The organism is Falsibacillus albus, assembly GCF_003668575.1.
In the GTDB taxonomy this organism is placed as follows: domain Bacteria; phylum Bacillota; class Bacilli; order Bacillales; family DSM-25281; genus Falsibacillus; species Falsibacillus albus.
In genome coordinates this window covers 85,292-108,045 of record NZ_RCVZ01000009.1, presented here as the reverse complement: position 1 = coordinate 108,045, position 22,754 = coordinate 85,292, and the positions used below count along the sequence as shown (strand labels likewise).

The following is a 22,754-nucleotide window of genomic DNA, read 5'->3' as shown; positions in this document are numbered from 1 at the left end:
AAGCTAAATGGAATATCTCGGGGTGGTTATCCTTGCTGGAACAAAAAGCATATGGAAGTAAAGAAGACTTTTTGCGGAATTTGATGAATGCCTTTGGTTAAGAAATTAAGCGTTTAATTTTTAGCTACGTTGGAGAATGGCAGCAACCTGAAGATCTAACGCAAGAGGTATTCATCACTGTATTCTTAAAAATTGATACATTTAAAGAAAAATCAAGCTTAAAAACATGGATTTATAAAATTGCAGTCAATAAAACCAAGGATTATTTAAGATCTTGGCATTACAAAAAAACAACTCTTTCTAATAATTTATTTTTCATAAAACATGATAACAGTGTAGAAGAAGAATTTATTATGAAAGAACGAAGCAACTATATTTCAACTGAAGTATTTAAGCTGCCTATTAAATATAGAGAAATTATTTTGTTGTATTATTATAAAGATTTTAGTTTAAGCGAAATAGCTGCAATCACTAACATAAACTCTTCAACTGTGAGAACAAGACTAGCAAGAGGCCGAAATATTCTTGAACGAAAGTTAGGAGGGATCTTTGATGAAGAATAAAAAATTCAAGAATTTCATTGATGATTCAATCAGTCCTTATCCGATTTTCAAGAACGAAGAAAAAGAAAATATTATGGAACAAATCAGCAATTTAAATGAGAAGAAGATATTAAATAAAACTTTTTTTCCGAGAGTAATAAGTACAGTAGTTGTTTCTTTAATTTGTCTCTTTGTCATCGGTCTAGGAATTCATCAAAGTGGCATTAATGATATTTCCACTTCTGAAGGCAACTCCACCTCCAAAATTGATCGCACAATACATCAAAATAAAAAGCATTTTCGCTGCCGAGTCAGGCTACCATAAATAATAAGGTGGAAGAGTTAAAATCTAATTTCTCTGTAGGAATGACGAGGGACGAGGTAAAAAAACCTTCGGGAATCGTTACGAGACCTTAAGTATTCAAGATCCAGAGGGGATTAAATTAGATGCATGGAAATTTGAGCTATATAACAATTCAATGGTGCCCAAAAGTGACATACCGCCAGGAGACATAGATATTGATAGATTTAAAAATTTGAATTCCGGAATAAATTTCACCATAATTTGGAATGGATCCAAAGCTAAAATGGCCACTTTATCATATGTTACGAAGAAAACAAAAGTAGTTACCGTATTAACATTTAAGCCCGATGGATCGACTGCAAAAAAAGATTATTAATAAGGTAGGTTTGGCTATAGAATCAAGGGAACTTGGGAATAGCGAGAATGGTTGTCCCATGCCAGATTTCCTCGCTGTATTTAGTCATATGATTTAATCACTTTATCATTTATAAGCCTATTGCTTTATTTAAATGTCCCCTTAACACTTGTTAACTCAATTTATTTTCTTAGCTGGGACACGGAACCTGTCCCCTTATCCTTTCCATCGGATATAGACCTAGCAATCGTGTTCAGAAGGGATAATGAAACTATTTTCAGTATTATGGATGACCTTTCGGAATCTGACATCATCTATTCGTTCGATGTTTTAGATTACCAAAAAATCGGCAATAGCAATCTAAAGGGATACATAGATAAAGAAGGCAAAACCATATTTTTAACAAATCCTAATGGAAAAGTGGTGGATAATTTGAATAAGGTAAGCGATAAATTAGTCGATTTAGAAAGAGCCATAAAGAAGCTCCATGAATCATTGGAAAGGGATCCGGCAAAGGATGATATCGTCATTGACGCCACAATCCAACGTTTTGAATTTACTTATGAACTATCCTGGAAGATCATGAAAGCCTATTTAGAATTCAATGGGATCTTAGAAGTTCCCAGTCCAAGGAAGACCATCAGGGAAGCTTTTAAAAATGGACTGATTAAAGAGGGTGATGGATGGCTTAAAATGCTCGAAGATCGTAACCGGACCCCACACACCTATGATGAAGCAATCGCCGTTGAAATTTATAACCATATAAAAGATATTTACATTCATCTATTTGATGCACTAGCAACTGAAATGAATGAAAGAATCGAGTGAAGCAGGAAGGGACGGAGAGACAGGTTCCTCGTCCCTCCGGCCTTTCATCCAGTCCCCATCAGAAAACCTTTTAACTCCTCCACACTTTCTACTATATTAGTAGGGTTTGACTGTCTTAATTCATCATAAGAACCATATCCATATGTCACGCCAATAGAAGCTATACCAGTATTATTTGCCCCGATAATATCGTGCTCTCTGTCTCCGATCATAACAAAATCACTGCGTCTATGTTCTTGATAATAATCTAATATGTATTGAATGATTTGTGTCTTCCCCGCTCTTGTTCCATCAAGTTCACTTCCTACAACTAAATCAAAATACTTCTCAATCTTGAAATGCTTTAATATTTGCTCAGCAAATACAGTAGGTTTAGAAGTGGCCACAATTAAAGTAAATTCCTGTTCTTGTAGTAATTTTAATAGTGATGAAATATGGGGATACAACTTATTCTCAAACATTCCTTTTTCCTTAAATCTTTCCCTATACAAATCTATCGCTTTTTGTGTATCTACTTCATTAAAATGAAAGTGTTCTTTAAATGAAACCTGCAATGGCGGCCCAATAAAACCATCTAGTTTGTCAACAGCAGGCTCATCAATCCCCATTCTATGCAACGCATATTGGACCGATTTAGTTATTCCAACCTTTGGATCTGAAAGCGTCCCGTCTAAATCAAATAAAATAAATTTATAAGTGTCTATTATGATCCCCACCTAATTGAAATTATTAAATTTAACTTTTATTCTCCATCCCTTTTTCAATAAAATTAAATAGATCAACCCGGTATCCCAATCAAAAACAGTTCCGTTTAAGGTGAAAACGAAACTGCTTTTCTGATTTCAGGAAAAATATTAGGGACCACCGCTAAGCGTATAAACGATAAAATTCCCATTATGTTTTTTGAGGATTAATAGAGTCGTCAATCCATCTTGTTTTTTGTGTGAGGAATAAACAGGGAGTCCAATCACCTTTTCCCCAGTTGGATAAAGCCTTTTTCCTTGGCCAAACTTTTGAACTGCTTGTGTGGGCGTATACTCTTTGGTTGGTTGTAAATAAGTTCGGTCATGATACCATACCCGGTCATAACCATATACCATCCAATGAATTTCTTGATGTAAATTGCCTCCTCCTGTGGCGAGCACAGGAATTGCTTTAAAACATAGTCCAATAAATAAAATAATGACTATAAAAGTTAAGATTTTCGCCCTTCTAGGCACCAAATACCTCCTTCACTAATTGTGATTAAAACTAAATATATTCATTTTAAGTTTAACATAAAATCCCAAAAGTCTGTTCGACGTAAAATTTTCACAATGCCCCTAATAGTTATTTCCGAATAAATATTGCTTTCAAAATCGTTTTGACCGCTGAATCTGTTTCGCTATGGATGCTGACTTTATCTAAAAAAGGGAAATCATCCGGGGTAACCGATAACTTGGCAAGTGGTCTTATTTTTTCTTCACACACCCACTCATCCCTGATCCCGCCTTGTTTGAAATGATAAGTTGAGAAAAAATATATCGTTCCATTTGTCCAAGCATCTCCTGCGTTATGATGATTCTTTGAAAAATAATAATACCGTTTTATGCCTATATTCGTAGGGACCGTCAAACATAGATTACGAATCGAGCCCTCATACCCTTTTCTATTTATCACGGCAAAAAACAACGACCATACGCCGTCAGATGAGGCAAAGATCGCCTTAATCGGTTTCCCATTAAAGAGAGAACTATCTCTTGGTTCAAAATTGTCGATTGAAGAACGATTCGAGCCGTGTACTAGTACATTTTTATTCTCAATGACGTAATTCAAAAACAGAAATAAAGGGTAGCTGCTATTATAAGTAATTTCATTGCCATCGCCTGTTGATATCAATCTACTGTATAATTCATCAAACTCATTGATCGCTTGCTCTGGCAATTTCAACTCTTCAATTTTTAATAGTTGGGTTCTATCCAAAATGAACTTTTTAATGAGGCTTTGCATTCTATTATATACTCCCCCGCTTACTTGCTTTATTCCGTAAAACCGCACAATATGGAATATCAATAAAGCTGGAGATAAGCTCCCCAATCTTCATCTATCGCACTAAAAATTTATTTATCTGGTTTTAAAAAGAAGGTTTCTTTATATTTATCATCCCAATTAATTGATACCTTGATTGGTTCATTTTCAGGATCTCGACAAGCTCCTGAGACTCCAGAGCAAGAAGTGGAAACTTTGTACGTTCCTTTATTGTACTCTCCTTTATATTCCTTTCCATTTATATCAACCGCGAAGTCCTTGAACAGAGTATCCTTTTTTGCATTTTTGAAGCTAAAAAAATATTTCGTATCTTCTTTTGAATCATTATATTTCGCAGAGTATTCCCCTTTCCAGTGGGCACTTTCTCCAGAAGAATGCATAGTCTTATAATGACTGCATCCAACCAATATAACTCCCAAAATTACAATAAAAATAGCTTTTCGCGATTTAAGCACCTCCAAAATCTCACATTTTTTCTTAATTCTACTGCGTCGTTAGCCTAATAACTCACCCCAATGGCTTTCCAGAGACTACATGCCAATGAAGGTGCTTGGAATCTTGATATTTACCCAGGTTCGTAATCACTCTACAAGCACCGTGTTCTTCGGTAACCATGGCAGCAACTTTTCTAATTACACCCAATAGTTCAAGCAACAATTCGTTATCACTTTCATCCAATGTAATCAATGAAGAGATGTGCTTCTTTGGTATTGCAACTATATGAACCGGGTAGAAAGGTTTTGTATGATAATAAGCCAATACATTATCTGTCTCCAATACTCTATTAACCTTGGTTTTGCCGCTCAATACTTCATCACAATAAAAATCCTCTGTCATAATATCTTCCCAGCCTCCTAAGCATTTTCTATTTATTTTTTGCTAGGTCAACGATCTCGCCATTCATCTAATACCAATTATTTCAAATTCCTTTTATCCTTACAATAATTTATTCAGCAAAAAAGGGCCAAAGCGGGATTTCCTAATGTAAATTGGATTTTTATGTTAAAATTTAATAAATATCCAAACATGTTAAGGAGTATTAAAATGATGAACTTAAAAGACGTTATTTCACTTGATTCAGCATTTCTTGAGATCAATGCAAAACGTATAGATACGTCCTGGGGTGCAATTTTTCACAATGAAAGTCAAGTAAATTATTATGACGCAAATCATGCACATGTCAGCACCGTGATCGATAATCCTCAATTGGTCATTGATGAAGTGACTAATTTCTTTACTTCCAGAAAAATCATACCTAGATTCTATATTTATGATCTAGATGCCCAACAAGAATTGGTTGATCGACTGAAATGGAATCAATTCGGATTCGAAGAATTAATCAGCCCTGTTCAATTGTGGGATCAAAAGGTTTTGGAAAAGGAAACACGCAAGGAAATTACAATCGAATTGGTGACAGAAGCGAATTATTCAGAAGCATTACATATCGAATGCAGTATTAAAGAATTTGGCGGCCAAGCCGTCAGGGAAAAAGCTTTTGAGGTAGAATTTAATCATCCTAGCATTATCTATTATTTACTACGGTATGATGGCATTGCTTGTGCAACAGCTTGTATTTTTATTCATGATCATCAGGCACGAATGGAAAGCGTTGCCACCTTGGCGGAATATAGAGGGCGAGGATTAATCGGTGATTTGATTCATCATATTCAAGCGGAAGTTGCTAAAAAGGGGATAGAAAACCTTTGGGTGTTTCCGATTAATGAAAAAATAGAAAAAGTCTATCAAAAATATGGATTTAAGACTGTTCTCAAACTAAAAATGGGACATGCTTTTTTGGGCGGGAGAAGCATAAAAGAAATTCAGGGATACTAGGAGTTTTTTTCTTATTGCAGGAGGAAAAGATGAAAAAAAAGATTGTAATCGTTTCGAGCATGATCTTATGCTGTTTAGCTGCTTTCATTGTTTATAAAGTCATTAATTTCTATTTCCATCCACAGACAAAGGTGGTTTTTCCTTCTGATTATCAAATCAAGCTGGGCTATAACTTTGATATGGAAGATGGACAACTTCTTGATTCTGTGTCAAATGTAAAGACCAAGGAGGGTTTGTGGGCTGTCCTATTATTCCCAAATAAACTTGGAGCAGGGCATCATGCAGTTCTACAAATCGTAGAAGTTAAAACGGGTGATCTTATAAGGGAAGAGAACTGGGATGCCAGTTTTTCTTCTGGAAGGCAATTTTCACTTCAAAGCATTATTTTGAAAAAAGGAAAGTATAAATCTATTTTATGGATCGATGAGAAAAAGAAGGCAACTAAGGTTTTTAATTATAAATAAATTTTCTTATTTATGTTAACTGAAAAACATTTTATCCCTACAATAATTTTCTTCAGCAAAAAAAAGCCCGATATTGGATTATAACGGGTTCTGTTTTGAAGTAGAAAATGTCATTTCACAACTGAATTGATACTATAAAACGCAATAAAAATAACAATAAAAAGCAGGTGATTTAACACAATCATCTGCTTTATCTTTCTATTACTAAACAATTTTGCAATTTAAATTTTTCGTGCTCCCAATTAAACAATGGTATTAAATGATTTAGGGATAATTCCTCATAACTATATCTAGTATATGGTATATGAAGTTCATCATCTCCTTGACCAATCCATACTCTCCATATTTCTAGTTTTTGCCCTTCTTTGATATTTGCTTTTAGATATTCTAGAAATTGCATAGTCCTTAATTCCGTAAAAATAAAATCCACTTTATAAATAAACGCATAACTTGTATATTCTCTTACGTTATAGGAGTAATCCTTACTAATGACCAATTCATTTAAATCATCTTCATTTTCAACGTATAAAATTCGGGCATTAGGGTCCATCTTTTCCCAAGGCACCAATTCATGTGGTTTTATTCCTAAATCAATAGCTTCCTTAACAGTAATATATTTAGCATTTGTATTATCTACTTCTGGCATTTCATAATTTGTTGCTAAAAAAACAAAGGAGCTCATTTAATAATCACATCCTAAAAGAATTATCGTAAATAGATGATTTCTTTTAAATTGAACTGTTTATTTGCCAATCCAAGCCAATATCAAATGAAAAAGCTATCCTAAAAAAAAGATGGTATGCTTTTCTTGAGGAAAAGCCCCCTTCTGCTGAAGATTAACAACTTTGTTTAATCCATCCTGCATCCTTTAAAAAGTCTTTTCTGGTCAGTTTTTTTCCGACAATGAATTGTCTATACGAAGTGATCGTCCCATCGTGTGACACCACGTATATACGCTCAACACTTTGGCTTTTACACCAATCAAGAAAAGTTTGTGCAAGTACATTAAATTCTTGTTCAGCCATTGTATTGATTCCAGAAGTCCACAGCTCTTCTGAAAGGCCCTCTTCAATAGTGAATCCCGGAAACTCTTCTTTAATCACTTTCTTATTTAAAACCTTATCACAAGGGAGTGTTTTCCACTCTGGGTTCTGAGGAAACATTCTTGGTGAAACGAGTGGGCTCACGATTTTTCTGCACCTTATGCCTTCGCTTAAAATGTATGCTGTCTGTAATGTTCTTCTAACAGGACTGATGACTATAATATCTCTTTCAGTTGGAGTAATTTGAGTTTGAAGTGATTCGGCTTGAAATGCACCTTGTCTAGTTAAAGCAGGGTCTTGAATTTGTAAACTCGCTGGTAAATCCAATGTGTGTTCTCCTTGTCCGTGTCTAATAAATACTAACTCCACCAGTACCTCCTCCTTTATTTCTTATCCATTATCCTGCCCTTAAACGAAGGTCACTTCAGCTAATGCGCCATATAGTAAAACAAGAAATTCTGTTACTTTAAATATACTTTTAATTTTTCTTGAGTAAGTTGTGCTGTTATTTACTCTTGGCAGCCATATTTTCTAAGTTTGATATTGTTTCAGCAAATGTTTTTGTTGGATTATAACCTAGGTCCATAATTTTTTTGTTAGAATAGATCGGACGCTCTACATCTCTATTCGGTATCTTTTGGTTCTTTCCTAAAGTCTTGATTATTTTCTGACGGAATTCCATTTCAGGAAAGTTGCCATCAATGGCATTAAAAACTTCTCCACTTTTTGCTTTTCTAATCACTAAATGAATTAGTTCAGCTAAATTATCAGTATGTATCCAAGCGATCATATCTTCAGGATGCACCCAATCTACTACATCAGCTTTTATCATTCTATCAACCTGTCTGTCCCCCCAATAAGAGTTTTCCTCTGCACAAATTGAACCTGGTCTTAACATAACCACATCGAGACCTTTCTCCACATATTTTCTTAAAATATGTTCAGATTGATCTTTTGTGTGAATGTAAGGTTCTTCGTGGGCTTGTACTATAGGATGAGCTTCGCTTATGTGCCCTTGATTTGGTTCACCATAAACAGATACCGTGGAGATATGGATGAATTTCTGCACACCCATTTCTAATGAAGCACTTGCCAAATTTTCAACACCAACCACATTTGATTTCATGGCTTCCTCTAAGTCATCACCCAAGTACGCTGCACAATGTACCACAATATCGATATTTCTTAAGGCTTCTAGTAATGAATCTTTATTTGATAGATCTCCCTGAACTACGGTCAATCCTTTATATGTTTCAGGATAAATTGTATTTCTCACAAGCCCCCTTACTTCCTCCGCTTCTTCCATTAAACGCATCGCCACACTTTTTCCAAGTGTACCTGTAATCCCGGTTACTAAAACTCTCTTATTCTTTATTTCCATATCACTACCTCTTTCTCCTCGAAAGGCTGATCTTACATTTTTCTCCTCGAAAGGATCATCTTACATTTTTCTCCTCGAAAGGATGATCTTACATTTCCGGACTGGATATCATTTCACCAACAATTATCCATTAATTTCTAAATCACATCAATACTCTTCTCGCTCAAATAAAAAAAAGCAAGAGGACTCATCCCCTTGCCTTTTCCTCTCAAACCTGAACAAACTCTTCATCAATTGCTTTTTTTATAAATGAACTTGTCTCTCCCAGGCTGTAGAGCGGGAGTTCATGCATCGCGCGGGTGCACGGTATAGAAAGTCCTGCGCCTCATATGGCGTCGCGTATTCGCAGGAAAGCTTTCCTTCATTCAGCAGTTCAATCAAAAAGTCTTTTCTAATCAGTTTTTGAATTGTCTATACGAAGTGAAGGAAAACATGAATGAGTAATAGCACAATCGCTTGTTTGCTTTCCTGTAGTAATCGTAGTAATAACCATATCAGTTCTAATACAAATAACCGAGACGGTCCCTGCATTAAAGTTAGTGATATAAGCCTTTTTTCCATTGGGGGTAATACAAACATCCGTTGGACCATCTCCAACATCAATCGTAGCAATAATTGAATCATCAAATGCATTCACTACTGTTACATTATCACTACTAATATTAGTTATATAAACCTTCTTCCCATCTGGTGTAACAGCTACACCATTCGGTCTAATACCTACATTTATTGTATTCGTCACTAAATTTTCCTTAAGATCAATAACAGAAACCGTACTAGGCTCACCTCTTCCGCGATTGGCCACGTATAGCTTTTTCCCATTCGGAGTTACCGCAAGGTCTCGTGGGAATTCTCCATCAGTTATTGGAATCCTATCTATAACTGATTCTTTTTTTGTATCTATTACTGCAACATAGTTACTTACTGTTACAGCAACATATGCCTTTCTACCATCTGGACTAAATGCCACCTCAAATGGGTTATTTCCTACTTCTATATTTTTCACTGTTTGCTTGCATACATCAATGATTGAGACGGTTGTACCACCGAAATTCGCTACATACACTTTTCTTCCATTGGGAGTCGCAGCTATGCCGACCGGCCCCTCACCAACAGGTATTTCATTGACCACCTTGTTGCTAGAAAGATCTATAACTGAAACAGAGTTATTATTAGTATTGGAAACATATGCATGTTTAACTAGAGGGGAAATAGTAATCCCATCTGGTTGATCTCCCACTGGAATAGTACCTGTAACTTTATCATTTTTGGTATCTATCATTGAAACAGTATCATCGCCAAAGTTAGTTACGTAAGCAAAAATCTTTTTCTTACGTATTAGTACACACTTTTTATTATGGAAGTGCTTCTTCCTATTAATTTTCATTGTATCTCTCCTTAAATATTACCACCTCTACTAACTAGTATATGATTAGTGAAAGTGTTTGTGATTTTAAGAGTAATGATTATTTTAGCGGCCAAACCTTTTTCCTTGTTTCATAGCCAAATCAATTCCTTCACGCTATCGTTTTCGAATCCGAATGTAAAATTCCTATAAATTTCGTTCACTATTATTTAACAATTTGTCCATAATTGTAGATGACGACCTCTGAAAATTAATCCACTTTCCTTTAAAATGCGTTCGTTTTTTCATTTCACAAAATCTTTTGTTGCACAATATAAAGTCTACACCGTATTAAAAGTTGTTCCATTAATGGCCCTTTAATGGAATAGCATTTATTTATTCTTGCATTCAGAAATATACCCCATAAGCTCGTCGTCAGTCCTTCAGAAAGCGATCATCCTGATGGCGAATCAAAAAAAGCAAGAGGACTCATCCCCTTGCTTTTTCGTATCAAACCCGTACAAACTCTTCATCGATTGCTTTCTTCATAAATGGACTTGGCGCCCCCAGGCTGTAGAGCTGAAGTTCATGCATCGCGCGGGTGCAGACGGTGTAGAAGGTTCTGCGCAAATTCTCTGATCCGTAGGCCTCTTCGGATGCATCATACACGATGACTGCGTCAAACTCGATTCCTTTGGATAAATAGGAAGGGAGGATGACCACACCCTGCTCGTATTCCATTGCGCCTTTTCGCATGAGCTTAATGCCGTCGATGCCGGACAAGCCTTCGTATGCACGCCTGCTTTCCTCTGCCGATTTGCAGATGACCGCGATGCTGTGATAGCCAGTGGCCCGAAGCTCAGCCACTTTAGATTCAATGCTGTGATGAAGCTCTTCCTGATTTTGCAATTGAATCAACCCGGGTTTCTTTCCTTCGCGTTCAAACGGAAGGATCCGGTCTCCGTTTGGAACAAGGCTCCTTGTAAATTCGATGATCGGTTTGGTCGATCGGTAGCTCCGCGTCATGTTGATGACTTCCGTTTCCTCAGGACCATAGAGGCTTTCCAAATCGTGAAAATCCGTCATTTCACTTGCGTGTGAAAAGATCGCTTGGTTGAAATCCCCGAGCACCGTCATCTTCGCCGAAGGGAACAACCGCTTCAAAAACTCGAATTGGAACGGGGAGTAGTCTTGCGCCTCGTCAACCAGGATATGCTTGATCGATCCATTGATCCGAAAGCCATAAATCAGTTCCTTCAATAATAAATACGGCGTCGCGTCTTCATAGGAAAGCTTCCCTTCATTCAGCAATTCAATCGTCATCTTGCAAATCCCCGGCCACTCGTCAGGAATTCTGCTTTCCAGTGGTCGGCCAGCGAAAAGCTCCCTGTACATCCCTTTCACATCGATAAATTGAAGGGAACGGATTCTTTTGCGAAGCGGCTTGAACTTCCGACGGACAATCAAGCGGGCAAGTGCTTCGGGCTCCACCTCATAATCGGCGATCTCTTCCCTTTTATAGCCGCTTTTTTCTGCTAAAATGGTACGCATCTTATGGTATTCTGCGTTCGAAAGCAGCTCGATTTCCTCTTCGACCCATGGTTTCGTCCGTTCTCCCTTTTCAACTTCCGTCATTTTCTTCATCAGCCATTCCTTCAACTTCTCCAGCCTGTTATGAAAACGAAGCGATGAGTGGATTTTATAAAATTTTTCTTTCATTTCCTCTGCTGTCACGATCGGTTCTCCTCTGAAGACAATGTTCTTAAACATCATTCCGGACGTTTCCAGGGAACCTCTGTATGAATGGATCTCCTCGAAGAAACGGTTGGAAGCCTTAAAGTGAATGCCCGCGACCCTTGTCTCATATAGTGGGTCGTCTGATGCGGTCAACACATATTCCAATTGCTCGTAAGGATCCTCCACTTGAAATTCCTTGCTTAAGCGATTGACTAGGTACTCTTGGAACGTCACCTGCTGCATGTTCTCTTCGCCGAGTTCAGGCAGCACGTTGGACACATAGCTGTTGAACATCGAATTCGGTGAAAAAAGAATGATTTGATCCGCGTTCAGACGGTCTCGATATTTATAGAGCAAGTAGGCAATCCGCTGAAGGGCAGCCGATGTCTTTCCGCTGCCGGCTGCACCGTGTACGATCAACAGCCGCTTTTTATCATGGCGAATGATCCGATTTTGCTCCTGCTGGATCGTCGCGACAATATTGTGCATATGCTTATCCGTGCCTTTGCCCAGCACCTGCTGCAAAATTTCATCCCCGATGGTGAGGCTGGTGTCGAACATCGACTGCAGCTCTCCGCCCCGGATCAAATACTGCCACTTTTTCTTCAATTCGCCTTTGATTTCCCCGCCCGGTGTATCGTATCGGGCGGGACCAGGCTCATAATCGTAGTAAACACTGGAGACCGGTGCCCTCCAGTCATAGATGAGAAAATCATCCCCCTCCTTATCGGTCAATGTGGAGATTCCGATATAAATTGGTTCTGGAGACGATTCTCCTTCTTCGACTAAATCAATCCGGCCGAAATACGGCGCATCGTGCATACGCCGCAGTGCAGTCAATTTATTGTAAGCATGTCTATGGGTGCTTTGGGTGACAGATAGAGCCTGAGCCTCCTGCCGCAAACCGATGATCGTCTCCAGATAGTCATCGAACGTATCCGTATTGACCTTGACTTCATCCCAAAAGTGCCTGCGGATATTCACGACTTCATCTCTTCGACGCGAGGTTTCCTCCTCCAGCCGGTCGATCTGCTCCTCGATGATTTCCATCACGCTATCCACTCTTTTTTGCTCCTGCTGAAATAATGGATCCATAGGCAAACACTCCTTGAAAAAAATTTATAATACAGGTGTTGACGAACGAACAGGTTTTGTTATATAATTATTATAGGGAAAATATTAAATAATTTTAATTATATAACGATTAACTATATAAATTTACCACGAAAGCATCTTTTTTTCAATAGGTGCTTTTTTATTTTTGATCGATTATAGCCCCCTTAGCGACGTTACGCCGTTAAGGGGGCTTTTGCATGTTGCCCCTCCTTCCGCTTTCCTTCAAAAAAACTTAATTCGTAAGGTAGCTGCTATCTATCAATGGGTGCTATGTTATCCACGGCAGGATGCTCGCTCTAATCAACACCAAATGATATTTTTATTAGAAAACCCCAAACAAAAAAGAAGCAAGCCCACAGGACTCGCTTCCCCACCTATCAATGCCTAATGCCAAACCATAAGGATATTTTCCTAGAGTTTTCCGTAATCACCATGGCTTTGACGTATTGGTCGGGAACGTCTGCCGGCAGGCTAAATTGATGTTTTTTTGTGGTTAATTTCTTCGTTTCATTTCCTTCAATGTAATAGATGACGAGACTATAATCTTGCTTTGTACCTTTTAAATGAATGGAAATATTCGATTTTCCGGGTGCATCGAATATATACTTCTCACTATCATGCTTGCCTAGGAGAAAAGGATGGTCATTCTCCGGACAGCCGCTGCTGTTGTCGCTGTCCCAGCAATATGTAGCCTTAAGGAAGCTTTTTGTTTCACCATTAACCGTGATTTCAGGTATGGGCTTTCCTTCCTTATTAATCTCCGCTAAGGTATGTTTGGCTTGAATGGATCCAATCATAATCGGTGAATATACCGCTGCCCATACTGCGATTGGCACGAGAGAAAGCAGAACCTTCTTTATTCGGCTATTGTTCGGACGGAACAGCACTTCATCGACCGCGAAAAAGATCGCCGCAATTGATGCCGTGCATACACTGATAAAGTACCATTCGCTTTTGAACAGCAAGAAAGCCACCAAGTATGCGGACCCAATATGTATCACAAAGTTTAATAACGTTTTATAGCGAGGGACTTTTAGGGCTAGGAATGTAGAAATAATATGTACCGGCACGCCAAATAATAGAATGAATGGAAGCGCAAATGCTCCGTATGAAATCAATGATTCTCCATAGCTTTGCTCCATCCCTATGATCAAAGGCAAGATAAAAAGTGAAATGATGATTGCCAATGGGATTCCGATGAATTTTCGTTTGATAATTGCTTTTGGTTGATTCAAATCTTGATGCTCCTTCGATTGTCATAATTAGATACTCCAAGGAAATTTTAACAAAAAAATCAAGCGTCCGTGGAAGCCAATATATGGATGGACAGGAGGAATGAGAAAAGACCGATTGAGCAGCAATCGGTCTTTGTCCTAATCTAGAATGAAAGTATCGACAAATCTGACCATCCATATATAGTTATCTCGAGTTCTTGGCCATTTATTGTCGCAGGATAATCTTTTAACAGTGTTCCACCCAAAGCTTCGTACACTTTTCTTGCTTCGAAATTATGCCGGAATACTGTCAAGAACATCGAATTGACTTGGTATTCCTTAAATTGCTCAATCACCGAGCAAAACAGCTTCTTTCCGATTCCTCTGTTCAGGAAATCAGGCATGACATAGACGGTATTTAACTCTCCTACGAACCCATCAGGGGCATAGTCTGGAAATGAACCGATCGCAAACCCGACAATCTTATCTTCTTGAACCGCAACGAAACAAAATGCTTCCTTTCCATCCAGTATGCCTAAAAACCGCTGCAGCGTTTGTTCTAATGACAAATTGGCAAGGAAAGAATCCGGAATCACGTGAACACATCACTCTTGGACCGTTTCCTTGTTTCCCTGTCGCCGATTTAGACCCGTAACGAGCCGCGGAACCCTCTTGCAGCATAATAGGATTCTGCTCCGTTGTGGTACACAAAGACCGTGTCGTAGCGGCGGTCACAAAAGATGGCCCCTCCAAGATTCCGAATATGATCAGGCGTCTTCACCCAGCTCGACGATTTCAGATCAAAGTTTCCAAGCTTCTGAAACTCGCGATATTGTTCTTCTGTTAACATTTCAATGCCCATGGCAGCTGCCATATCCATCGCACTATTTTCTGGTTTGTGCTTCTTTCTTGACTCCAGCGCTTCACGGTCGTAGCATATGCTTCTTCTGCCTTTAGGACTTTCCGCTGAACAATCGTAGAAAACATATTCGCCCGTCTGCTGATCATAGCCGACAACATCCGGTTCACCGTCAGTGGCTTCCATTTCATGGAGCGACCACAGTTTTTCAATATTCGTTTCAAGCTTATCTTGTACTTTCGCCCATTTCAGCCCTTCATGCCGGTTCATGTTTTTTTCAAAACGCGCTTTCAACGTTCCAAGCAGTTCTTCGCGCTGCTCCAATGACAGCTCATTATTTTTCGTCGTCATATTCGTCTCCCCTTTGCTTTTCCTCTAATTATATAAGAAAAGAGTACGAATAACGAGGACAGTCGCGGAACTGCTTTTTATCATTAGAAGGTGCTTTTTTCTCTGTTTGTGCTATTGATTGGAACCTGAGAATTGAAAAATAGAGATGGAAATTAAATTCCAGCCTTCATTTCACGTCCATTCACTGTTCGCTAAAAGGGATATCTACGAAACTGCCGCATTTATCTACGAAATCCTGAATTTATCTGCGAAATATTAATTATATCTGCGAAAATCACGATTTATCGATTATTCGACATTTTTCGACAAGTTCCATTGAACGAAGGACTGCTGCATATTCGCTATTTGAAAAGTTTACTTACTTCCACTTGACCAATTGAGACAAACTCTACCCCTCTATCTCAAGATAATACCTTTCAGGGTGTTTCAAACGTCCATACTCAATTTTCACATTTGCATATTATATCAATAAGTTGCTAAAAGCAGGTGAAAGAATTGTATAAGAAAGGAAACCACAATGGAAAGAATTATGATTTTATAAAAAAATATCAAGATGATTTAAGCAATCATAAGCATCCGCATCATCATGGATGCCACCTTCCTCCCTCATGCTGCCCATGCTGTCATAAAAGTTTTTGTATTTGTGAAATAGGTGCGACAGGGCCGACGGGTGCACCTGGACCGACGGGATCAAAGGGCCCAACCGGAGATACCGGCCCCGCTGGTGGTGCTACCGGAAATACAGGTCCGACTGGACCGACGGGGGATCAAGGTCCGATGGGACTTGCTGGGCCTACCGGGGATACAGGTCCTACTGGGCCAACGGGACCATCAGGAAACACTGGACCTTCCGGAGACACAGGCGCGACAGGTAGCACCGGCGCTACCGGGGCGACTGGAGTAACTGGAGCCACTGGCGACACTGGGGCTACCGGTGCCACGGGGCCAACGGGATCAACAGGAAACACTGGACCTTCTGGAGACACAGGCGCGACAGGTAGCACCGGCGCTACCGGGGCGACTGGAGTAACTGGAGCCACTGGCGACACTGGGGCTACAGGTGCAACAGGCAGTACTGGCGCTACTGGGGCAACCGGAAGCACTGGAGCAACGGGCGCTACAGGAGCGACTGGAACAACCGGAAACACAGGTGCTACTGGGGCCACCGGGGCGACCGGAAACACTGGAACCACGGGTGCCACTGGAGCTACCGGAGCGACTGGAGCCACCGGATCTACCGGGGCTACGGGGGCGACCGGGTCCACTGGCAGCACTGGTGCTACTGGTGCTACGGGCGCTACCGGCGCTACGGGTGCCACTGGATCAACACCGAACACCACTACAAAAACCATTCTATTTGGAGGAACGAACTCAGGCTTTCAACGGATTGCGGGTTCTCCCGGTGCTGTATCCAACGTCCTCCCATATGTCGTTACTGGTACGGCTGGAAGCCTAGTAGGATTTTCATGCTCCATCAATATTAATAACTTAATGGCTGGGAGCTATCTCTTTCAAGTCTGCAAGAATGTTCCAAACAATGCAGCTTCCCCTGCCGCAGGAAATATCATATCGACCATTACACTGACTGTGACAGCGTCCATTACCGGAACGATTATTTTTTCCATCAGGCCGACGGATGTCGGGGCACAGCCGGTATATGTATCCAACAATGCTCCATATGCTTTGACCACGGCAACAGTCACTTGGACCGCTAATATGGCTGGCAATCCCGTTGCCCGAAACGATGCAATTTGTCTATATTCGACCCCTAATATTACCACAAGCGCCATCTATGCCGTTTACCTCAATACCAGTATATAGGTGCAAAATGAAACAGGGACCCTTAATAAGTCCCTGTTTCATCAATTCGATGATTCATCTTGTACATAAAATGCTCTAATTTTCCGATGACCTCATGAAGACTGAATTTTAACGCTGTATTCCTTCCTTTTCTCCTCAACTCATCTCGTTTTCCCTTGTCTTCTAATAAGGAAATGATCGCCTGGGCCGCTCCCAAATGGTCGCCTGGTTCGACTTGCAGACAGTTATCGCCGTCTGCATATTCATTGATCCCGCCGCATCTTGTCGTAATGACAGGAATGCCGCATGACATGGCTTCCAACGGCGGCATGCCAAAGCCTTCATACATGGAAGTGAACAGGAAAATGTGCGCCGTTTGGAAGTGGTTCCTCAGTTCTTCTTGGCTTGGATGAACCACATACTCGATCGAAAATGGAACATGCCCGATCTCGGGATTGTGCTGGCATACCCACTTCACTTTGAAGTGATGCCCTAAATTCCTGACATGGCGAAGCGCCTTTAGAGCCACATCGAATCCTTTAAACTTTAAAAATGGATTCCCCACAAGGAGGATGGTCAATACCTCTTCCCTTCGTTCCTCCGTTAAAGGGAAATAAAAATCGGTGTCCACCCCGTTCGGGATAATTTCTGCGTCCTTCTGAAAACGTGCTTTTAAAATACCGGAAACAGTTGAGGAGACACTTGCCATCGTGATCGTAGATTGATAGAGAGTGTTCATTTCCTGCCTGATCCACTGGGCTTCATAGAGGTTTGGATAATCGCCAAACAGCCAGTTATGCCCCTGCTCCCAGTAAAGGGTTTTATCAGCCATTTCCATCAATTCAGGAAGTTGCTGATACCAGCCGGCAACGATGATGTCACAGTGTTCAATGTAATTTTTATAACCGTCATGGCGTGGAACGATGATTTCTCCATCCACTTCGATTGGATGCCAGTTCGGGACGGCCCTTGTTCCAGGATCTCCCTTATAGACGGCATAAATTTCATGTCCTCTCCTTCTTAAATGTTCCATTTGGTGAAGCAGCATTTTCAATCCGCCGGTCAAATTCAGATGGGGAAGGACGTAAGCAATCTTCAGTTTTTTCACCAGAGGCTGCGAGGGAGGTTCCTCCTTTTTTTCATGCGGAAAGATTTTAAATAGAAGCGCTCCATTTTCATCTATGTTCACTTGCTTAAACGTAAAATCGAAAGACAGGAGATCGATTAGATTCCACCTGCTTTTGTGCGTTTCAAGTGAGTTTCCCAAATAATCTCCCTGAGGGTCGGGATATAACGGAGTTGAAATGATTACCGATTTATTGGCATGAGCGAGCAGTTTGCGAATGATTTCCAGTCCCTTCGGTTTCTCAAAGTGCTCCAGCACATCGATCATCAGAATGGTGTCATAGCTCCCCATTTGATCAATGACGGATTCGACATCGCCATAGATGACTTGATCATACACGTGCTCATGAAGCGGGTTCTTGTACCCTTCGAATCCCTCTATGCCATCGATTTTCAGCTGCCAGCTTTTCTTCTCATACCGCTCAAATGGAATATCAAATACTTCCCTCAGAAGCACACCGTATTTACCAAATCCCACTCCCACATCCAAGATCGATGCCGGTCCATCCATGCGGACATGTTCAATGATTTCCGGTATGGCCTGGTAAAAGCTCGTAGGCATATTACTCCTCCCGTTCTGTCAACGACTGAAAATATTCCTCATTATATAAAACCATCCGATTCGTGGGGTCGAACGCTTTGGCGATTTGATTATGATGTATCGCCTTTTCGATCTGCCCAAGGCGGTAGTAGCAGACACACAGCTGCAAATGAGGCAGCCACGTATAACAATTATGATTCAGGAAGCCCCCTTTTGCTTTTGCCGCTTCATAATCCAGATTCACAGCGACCTCATACCAAAATACAGCCTTTTCATACTCTTCTCTTGATAAGTGGATAAATCCAAGCCTGCAGCATTGGTCTGCCCGTGGAATATCATATTTAAAAGACTTCAAAATCTGATCGACCGCACCATCCTGGTCGTCCAGCGCCAAGTAGCAGTCCGCCATTTTGGCACAAGAACTGATACAATCCTCCACCCATCCCTCCCCGGTATCAAGAAACTTTTGATAGTACTCAATGGCCCGTTCATGTAGCTTGTGATCGACACATTCATTCGCATAATAGTACAAATCGCGCGGCGTAAACTCCCTTCCATCAGCAAGCATCTTTTCATAAATGTCCAAATTGCGGGTACTGACGCCAGTTTTCTGGCTCTGATGAACCACATGAATATCACTGGAGATGATATTGCCCCCTACCTCTAAATATTCATGGACAGCACCAATCCAAGGAAATCCATTGCTCCTTTTCACAATCCTGTTCCTTCTGACACTTTGTGTGACAATTCCTTTTTCATTCTGAGCCAAAATATACGGCATCGACACCGCATCCACATCGTCCCGCAAAAACACCTTCAAGGCCGCAAACTTATCATAATCCCCTTCCACCATCACATCATCCGCATCGAGCCACATGATAAAATCCTTCGTCGCTTTACTGAACGAATAATTCCGCGCAGCCGCAAAATCATCGATCCACTTAAAATCAAAAACCCGATCCGTATATTTCGAAGCCACTTCCTTCGTTCCATCCGTTGAGCCAGTGTCAATGATATTGATTTCATCCACCAAACCTTTTATCGAATCGAGGCATCTCCCCAACACCTTTTCCTCATTCCGCACAATCATGCATAAACTGAGCGTCATCATCACAAATGATCCCCCCTTGAATGTAAAAGGCATCAATAAAGATTTATGAGAAGAATGCGAAGAAAATACTTGTGCGATAACCAGGACGATTGATTTTGTTTTGTTTAAATGTGTTAACCCATTTACTATTTATGGTATTTTATTAATATTGACTGCTTTCATTTGAGTAAGGATAGATAAACTCTAGGGATAAAAAACTTTCTGTGGCAGACCACGAAGATGTCACTCGATTATGTGGCGAAGGTAAAAAAGAGGAGTAGGGTTATGAATAAGAAGCTAGAAAGAGTTTTAACGATTATTTGGAAGACACTGACACCATTTTTATTTCTTTTGAGCTTTTATACGGCATTTCGATACTTCTTTTTCAGAGGGGAATTCAGTAAAATTACGCCCTATATCCTGATGATTGTTGGTATCTGGGCGATCATTGAATCGTATATACTTCCTATTAGAAAGCAAAAAGAAGCTCTTTCTTCTTTCGATGACAAGAGATAGAGCTTAATTTTGAGAAAACAATAGTGATGTTCGATAGATAGCGATTCTTTTAATGGAATGTCCGCCATTTCTCATTCATCAGCTGCAGACTATTGAAGGATATCTGCGAAATCACTACATTTATCTTCGAAATTATAAATATATCTGCGAAATATTAATTATATCTGCGAAAATCCCGATTTATCGATTATTCGACATTCCACGACAGATCTTGCCCAATAAACATGACAAGTGATCCTTAAATAAATCGCTTATATGCCCCATCACAAAATACAGGAACGGTTTGGCTTGCATTCAGTTCACTTGCCATCGAAACATCGTCAGGAAAACCTTTTTCTATCAGTTCACGGCCAGATGAACAATCCATCAAAACCGCTCTCATATCATGTTCAGCAAATTTGAAGGCACTCACAGCAACCTTCGCTTCCGGAGAAAGGTTTGATTGGTCAAATTGGCTAAGAATGGCTCCCGCTCCAATCAAATCCTCAATACTCGGCCGCAGCGCACCACTTGGCCACAGTTCACCACATGCAATGACACTGACAACTTTGTCCGGATAATGATGTTTAATATAGGTGGTTACGGCAAAGGCATTCCGCAGACTTCCAGCAATGGTACAAGCATTCGACTCCTTGGCGATCACGGTGCATGTTGAACCATTTGGAGAGGGTAATACGATCCGGGCTTCTTGGTCCAGCTCGACCAACGAACCTGGAGAAAGAGACGGAGTTTGACCACGTTTTTTAGCTAAAAGGGCACCATTGGACTTGGCAAATAATTCGGCAGACTTGTCTTTGTAGCGATATGGAAATACTAACGCTTCTCTGGAACATGCAATGTCAACACACGTCGTGAACGAAAGAACATCGATCAGGACGACCACATCCGATAATGGAGCCAAGCACCGAACTCCCTCTGCTCCCCACTCGAATCGAACTTTGTGTGGGCTTTGATTAAATACTGCATCCGTCATATAAACAACCTCTCCCCTGCCTAATTGTTTTATCGATTATGATCATAAAGAAAGAGAACCCCATTTATGTTGAAGTTCCCATATGTGCAATTTACCCGCCTATTCCTTTCGCCAACAATAAGAAATACACAAATACCAGCACCACCCCATTCGTTAATACACCGACTATCCCTGATAGCCACCTTTTTGAAATTACCGCCGATATTATTCCGAGCAGTGACAGTGAACCTAAAATGATGATGATTAACGATAGATCCGCATTCGGGCCTCTCAGGATAAAAAACGCAAATAAACTGATCAGCACCATTAGAACAGACAAAACCCCAAACTTATTCATATCTTATTGCCCCCTATGCCAATTGGAAAATTCTGATAAACCAAATTTATCATAAGTTACTTCCATTGAGAACAGTTGGCGGCAAATACGCTTTAAAAAGTGACAACACGCTCCGTTGTAATCGGTGGATAACTGTACATATACACAAAAAAAGTGGATAAAGTCTGAAAATTTGGGGATATCCCTCAATTTCCTATACAAACTTTATCCACAATGGGGTTCTATATATTTCAGTTGTGAGTAATCTCTGCGGGGCACTTAATTCTCCCTATATCTCATAGCCAGCCCTTTTAAGAAATTCCTTGCGTATCGATCGCCGCATTCGACATAATTGACATGTCCTTCTTTTCGAAAGAGTGCGCTTAATTCGCTTTTTCGGATGATGACTCCGGCATCTTCCAGAATATCCAGCACATCCTCACTTGTTAAAGACAATGCGATTTTCACTTTCTTAAGCATCACATTATTCACACTGCGATCATCCTGAATCATCATCGGTGGACGTTCAGGCTGTCCCGGTTTCGGCTTTTGCTTCCCTCTTTTAAAAATGATCAGGCCATTCAAAAAGGACTCCAGCATAACATTGCTGCATTCATTGCTCTCTTCATCCAAAATATCATCCACTTCGCTGTCGGTCGTTTTTGTCATCAGCTTTGACAACTCTTCGCGTGTGACATCAACGCCTCCAAGCTTAAAAATCTCCAGCATCTCCGTATTCTTTATATCCAATGCATACCTTAAGCGAATTAAGATATCATTATTATTCATATCCATTTGTAAGCCTCCAAAATTGACGATCGGCAAGGCAAATCGTCTTTTTAAGTAACTAAATGCCCATTAAATTACTAGTGTAACATGTTAAAGGGAAAGTGCGACAGGTTCTTTTTCGTTGTACCACGTTTTAATATTCAAACAGTGGATAACTCACTAGATACACACAAATAGTGGATAAAGTCAGAAAATTTGGGGATA

General features: G+C 40.2%; 25 protein-coding genes. 7 read left to right on the top strand and 18 right to left on the bottom strand.

The window, feature by feature from the left end; translation table 11 throughout:
* Window positions 1-104 precede the first annotated feature (104 nt).
* From D9X91_RS13600 to D9X91_RS13590, 3 genes are all read left to right on the top strand, one after another.
* Complete coding sequence (locus D9X91_RS13600) at window positions 105-563, top strand: sigma-70 family RNA polymerase sigma factor (RefSeq protein WP_121681183.1); 459 nt, start codon at window positions 105-107, stop codon at window positions 561-563.
* Complete coding sequence (locus D9X91_RS13595; protein ID WP_121681182.1) at window positions 553-867, top strand: hypothetical protein; 315 nt, start codon at window positions 553-555, stop codon at window positions 865-867. Before D9X91_RS13600 ends, D9X91_RS13595 begins: the two co-directional genes overlap by 11 nt.
* A gap of 475 nt (window positions 868-1,342) precedes the next feature.
* The gene (locus D9X91_RS13590; protein ID WP_267900816.1) at window positions 1,343-2,029 is read left to right on the top strand and encodes an HI0074 family nucleotidyltransferase substrate-binding subunit; all 687 of its coding nucleotides are present in this window, start codon (window positions 1,343-1,345) and stop codon (window positions 2,027-2,029) included.
* Between the two features lie 44 nt (window positions 2,030-2,073).
* Here D9X91_RS13590 and D9X91_RS13585 read toward each other — a convergent pair whose 3' ends face one another.
* The 5 genes from D9X91_RS13585 to D9X91_RS13565 all read right to left on the bottom strand — a co-directional run bounded on the left by D9X91_RS13585 (window position 2,074) and on the right by D9X91_RS13565 (window position 4,894).
* Entirely contained in the window at window positions 2,074-2,733 is a 660-nt protein-coding gene (locus tag D9X91_RS13585) for an HAD family hydrolase (RefSeq protein WP_121681277.1), read from the bottom strand.
* 150 nt (window positions 2,734-2,883) lie between these two features.
* On the bottom strand, window positions 2,884-3,249 hold the full coding sequence (locus tag D9X91_RS13580; protein ID WP_121681180.1) for a hypothetical protein: 366 nt from the start codon (window positions 3,247-3,249) through the stop codon (window positions 2,884-2,886).
* Between the two features lie 109 nt (window positions 3,250-3,358).
* Window positions 3,359-4,018 carry a hypothetical protein gene (locus D9X91_RS13575; RefSeq protein WP_121681179.1) on the bottom strand — a complete coding sequence of 220 codons (660 nt, stop codon included), beginning with the start codon at window positions 4,016-4,018 and terminating at the stop codon, window positions 3,359-3,361.
* Window positions 4,019-4,128: 110 nt separating this feature from the next.
* Entirely contained in the window at window positions 4,129-4,512 is a 384-nt protein-coding gene (locus D9X91_RS13570) for a hypothetical protein (protein ID WP_233569791.1), read from the bottom strand.
* Window positions 4,513-4,564: 52 nt separating this feature from the next.
* Window positions 4,565-4,894, bottom strand: coding sequence for an HIT domain-containing protein (locus tag D9X91_RS13565; protein ID WP_121681177.1), 330 nt, complete (start codon window positions 4,892-4,894; stop codon window positions 4,565-4,567).
* A 207-nt stretch (window positions 4,895-5,101) separates the two neighbouring features.
* On the opposite strand from D9X91_RS13565, the gene D9X91_RS13560 reads away from it, so the two are divergent.
* Both D9X91_RS13560 and D9X91_RS13555 read left to right on the top strand, forming a co-directional pair.
* Window positions 5,102-5,890: a GNAT family N-acetyltransferase gene (locus D9X91_RS13560; protein WP_121681176.1), complete on the top strand. Its 789-nt coding sequence runs from the start codon at window positions 5,102-5,104 to the stop codon at window positions 5,888-5,890.
* A 29-nt stretch (window positions 5,891-5,919) separates the two neighbouring features.
* Window positions 5,920-6,354, top strand: coding sequence for a hypothetical protein (locus D9X91_RS13555; protein ID WP_121681175.1), 435 nt, complete (start codon window positions 5,920-5,922; stop codon window positions 6,352-6,354).
* A 190-nt stretch (window positions 6,355-6,544) separates the two neighbouring features.
* On the opposite strand, the gene D9X91_RS13550 is transcribed toward D9X91_RS13555, so the two are convergent.
* The 8 genes from D9X91_RS13550 to D9X91_RS13510 all read right to left on the bottom strand — a co-directional run bounded on the left by D9X91_RS13550 (window position 6,545) and on the right by D9X91_RS13510 (window position 15,400).
* Window positions 6,545-7,036 carry a magnesium transporter gene (locus D9X91_RS13550; protein ID WP_121681174.1) on the bottom strand — a complete coding sequence of 164 codons (492 nt, stop codon included), beginning with the start codon at window positions 7,034-7,036 and terminating at the stop codon, window positions 6,545-6,547.
* A 154-nt stretch (window positions 7,037-7,190) separates the two neighbouring features.
* Window positions 7,191-7,766, bottom strand: a complete 576-nt coding sequence (locus tag D9X91_RS13545) for a histidine phosphatase family protein (RefSeq protein ID WP_121681173.1) — start codon at window positions 7,764-7,766, stop codon at window positions 7,191-7,193.
* Between the two features lie 136 nt (window positions 7,767-7,902).
* Window positions 7,903-8,778, bottom strand: a complete 876-nt coding sequence (locus D9X91_RS13540; RefSeq protein ID WP_121681172.1) for an NAD-dependent epimerase/dehydratase family protein — start codon at window positions 8,776-8,778, stop codon at window positions 7,903-7,905.
* 391 nt (window positions 8,779-9,169) lie between these two features.
* Entirely contained in the window at window positions 9,170-10,165 is a 996-nt protein-coding gene (locus D9X91_RS13535; RefSeq protein WP_121681171.1) for a beta-propeller fold lactonase family protein, read from the bottom strand.
* 468 nt (window positions 10,166-10,633) lie between these two features.
* Complete coding sequence (helD, locus tag D9X91_RS13530; protein WP_121681170.1) at window positions 10,634-12,955, bottom strand: RNA polymerase recycling motor HelD; 2,322 nt, start codon at window positions 12,953-12,955, stop codon at window positions 10,634-10,636.
* A gap of 398 nt (window positions 12,956-13,353) precedes the next feature.
* Window positions 13,354-14,211, bottom strand: coding sequence for a hypothetical protein (locus D9X91_RS13520; protein WP_121681168.1), 858 nt, complete (start codon window positions 14,209-14,211; stop codon window positions 13,354-13,356).
* Window positions 14,212-14,354: 143 nt separating this feature from the next.
* Window positions 14,355-14,786 (bottom strand): GNAT family N-acetyltransferase, encoded by a 432-nt coding sequence (locus D9X91_RS13515; protein ID WP_121681167.1) that lies wholly within the window; start codon window positions 14,784-14,786, stop codon window positions 14,355-14,357.
* A gap of 47 nt (window positions 14,787-14,833) precedes the next feature.
* Entirely contained in the window at window positions 14,834-15,400 is a 567-nt protein-coding gene (locus D9X91_RS13510) for a DUF4256 domain-containing protein (RefSeq protein WP_121681166.1), read from the bottom strand.
* Window positions 15,401-15,895: 495 nt separating this feature from the next.
* On the opposite strand from D9X91_RS13510, the gene D9X91_RS13505 reads away from it, so the two are divergent.
* Window positions 15,896-17,221, top strand: a complete 1,326-nt coding sequence (locus tag D9X91_RS13505; protein WP_407644193.1) for a collagen-like protein — start codon at window positions 15,896-15,898, stop codon at window positions 17,219-17,221.
* A gap of 22 nt (window positions 17,222-17,243) precedes the next feature.
* On the opposite strand, the gene D9X91_RS13500 is transcribed toward D9X91_RS13505, so the two are convergent.
* Both D9X91_RS13500 and D9X91_RS13495 read right to left on the bottom strand, forming a co-directional pair.
* The gene (locus D9X91_RS13500; protein WP_121681165.1) at window positions 17,244-18,887 is read right to left on the bottom strand and encodes a glycosyltransferase; all 1,644 of its coding nucleotides are present in this window, start codon (window positions 18,885-18,887) and stop codon (window positions 17,244-17,246) included.
* A 1-nt stretch (window position 18,888) separates the two neighbouring features.
* Window positions 18,889-19,977 carry a glycosyltransferase gene (locus D9X91_RS13495; protein WP_121681275.1) on the bottom strand — a complete coding sequence of 363 codons (1,089 nt, stop codon included), beginning with the start codon at window positions 19,975-19,977 and terminating at the stop codon, window positions 18,889-18,891.
* A gap of 264 nt (window positions 19,978-20,241) precedes the next feature.
* On the opposite strand from D9X91_RS13495, the gene D9X91_RS13490 reads away from it, so the two are divergent.
* Entirely contained in the window at window positions 20,242-20,472 is a 231-nt protein-coding gene (locus D9X91_RS13490; RefSeq protein ID WP_121681164.1) for a hypothetical protein, read from the top strand.
* Between the two features lie 238 nt (window positions 20,473-20,710).
* Here D9X91_RS13490 and D9X91_RS13485 read toward each other — a convergent pair whose 3' ends face one another.
* The 3 genes from D9X91_RS13485 to D9X91_RS13475 form a co-directional block, all read right to left on the bottom strand.
* Window positions 20,711-21,445, bottom strand: coding sequence for a 2-phosphosulfolactate phosphatase (locus D9X91_RS13485; RefSeq protein ID WP_121681163.1), 735 nt, complete (start codon window positions 21,443-21,445; stop codon window positions 20,711-20,713).
* 91 nt (window positions 21,446-21,536) lie between these two features.
* On the bottom strand, window positions 21,537-21,782 hold the full coding sequence (locus tag D9X91_RS13480; RefSeq protein ID WP_121681162.1) for a hypothetical protein: 246 nt from the start codon (window positions 21,780-21,782) through the stop codon (window positions 21,537-21,539).
* Between the two features lie 258 nt (window positions 21,783-22,040).
* Complete coding sequence (locus D9X91_RS13475) at window positions 22,041-22,556, bottom strand: YehS family protein (protein WP_121681161.1); 516 nt, start codon at window positions 22,554-22,556, stop codon at window positions 22,041-22,043.
* Window positions 22,557-22,754 lie beyond the last annotated feature (198 nt).

Coding starts and splice junctions, on each gene's coding strand:
- D9X91_RS13595 (WP_121681182.1), top strand. CDS start 553: ATGAAGAATAAAAAATTCAAGAATTTCATTGATGATTCAATCAGTCCT.
- D9X91_RS13575 (WP_121681179.1), bottom strand. CDS start 4,018: ATGCAAAGCCTCATTAAAAAGTTCATTTTGGATAGAACCCAACTATTA.
- D9X91_RS13565 (WP_121681177.1), bottom strand. CDS start 4,894: ATGACAGAGGATTTTTATTGTGATGAAGTATTGAGCGGCAAAACCAAG.
- D9X91_RS13560 (WP_121681176.1), top strand. CDS start 5,102: ATGATGAACTTAAAAGACGTTATTTCACTTGATTCAGCATTTCTTGAG.
- D9X91_RS13555 (WP_121681175.1), top strand. CDS start 5,920: ATGAAAAAAAAGATTGTAATCGTTTCGAGCATGATCTTATGCTGTTTA.
- D9X91_RS13550 (WP_121681174.1), bottom strand. CDS start 7,036: ATGAGCTCCTTTGTTTTTTTAGCAACAAATTATGAAATGCCAGAAGTA.
- D9X91_RS13540 (WP_121681172.1), bottom strand. CDS start 8,778: ATGGAAATAAAGAATAAGAGAGTTTTAGTAACCGGGATTACAGGTACA.
- D9X91_RS13535 (WP_121681171.1), bottom strand. CDS start 10,165: ATGAAAATTAATAGGAAGAAGCACTTCCATAATAAAAAGTGTGTACTA.
- helD (WP_121681170.1), bottom strand. CDS start 12,955: ATGGATCCATTATTTCAGCAGGAGCAAAAAAGAGTGGATAGCGTGATG.
- D9X91_RS13510 (WP_121681166.1), bottom strand. CDS start 15,400: ATGACGACGAAAAATAATGAGCTGTCATTGGAGCAGCGCGAAGAACTG.
- D9X91_RS13500 (WP_121681165.1), bottom strand. CDS start 18,887: ATGCCTACGAGCTTTTACCAGGCCATACCGGAAATCATTGAACATGTC.
- D9X91_RS13495 (WP_121681275.1), bottom strand. CDS start 19,977: ATGATGACGCTCAGTTTATGCATGATTGTGCGGAATGAGGAAAAGGTG.
- D9X91_RS13490 (WP_121681164.1), top strand. CDS start 20,242: ATGAATAAGAAGCTAGAAAGAGTTTTAACGATTATTTGGAAGACACTG.
- D9X91_RS13485 (WP_121681163.1), bottom strand. CDS start 21,445: ATGACGGATGCAGTATTTAATCAAAGCCCACACAAAGTTCGATTCGAG.
- D9X91_RS13480 (WP_121681162.1), bottom strand. CDS start 21,782: ATGAATAAGTTTGGGGTTTTGTCTGTTCTAATGGTGCTGATCAGTTTA.
- D9X91_RS13475 (WP_121681161.1), bottom strand. CDS start 22,556: ATGGATATGAATAATAATGATATCTTAATTCGCTTAAGGTATGCATTG.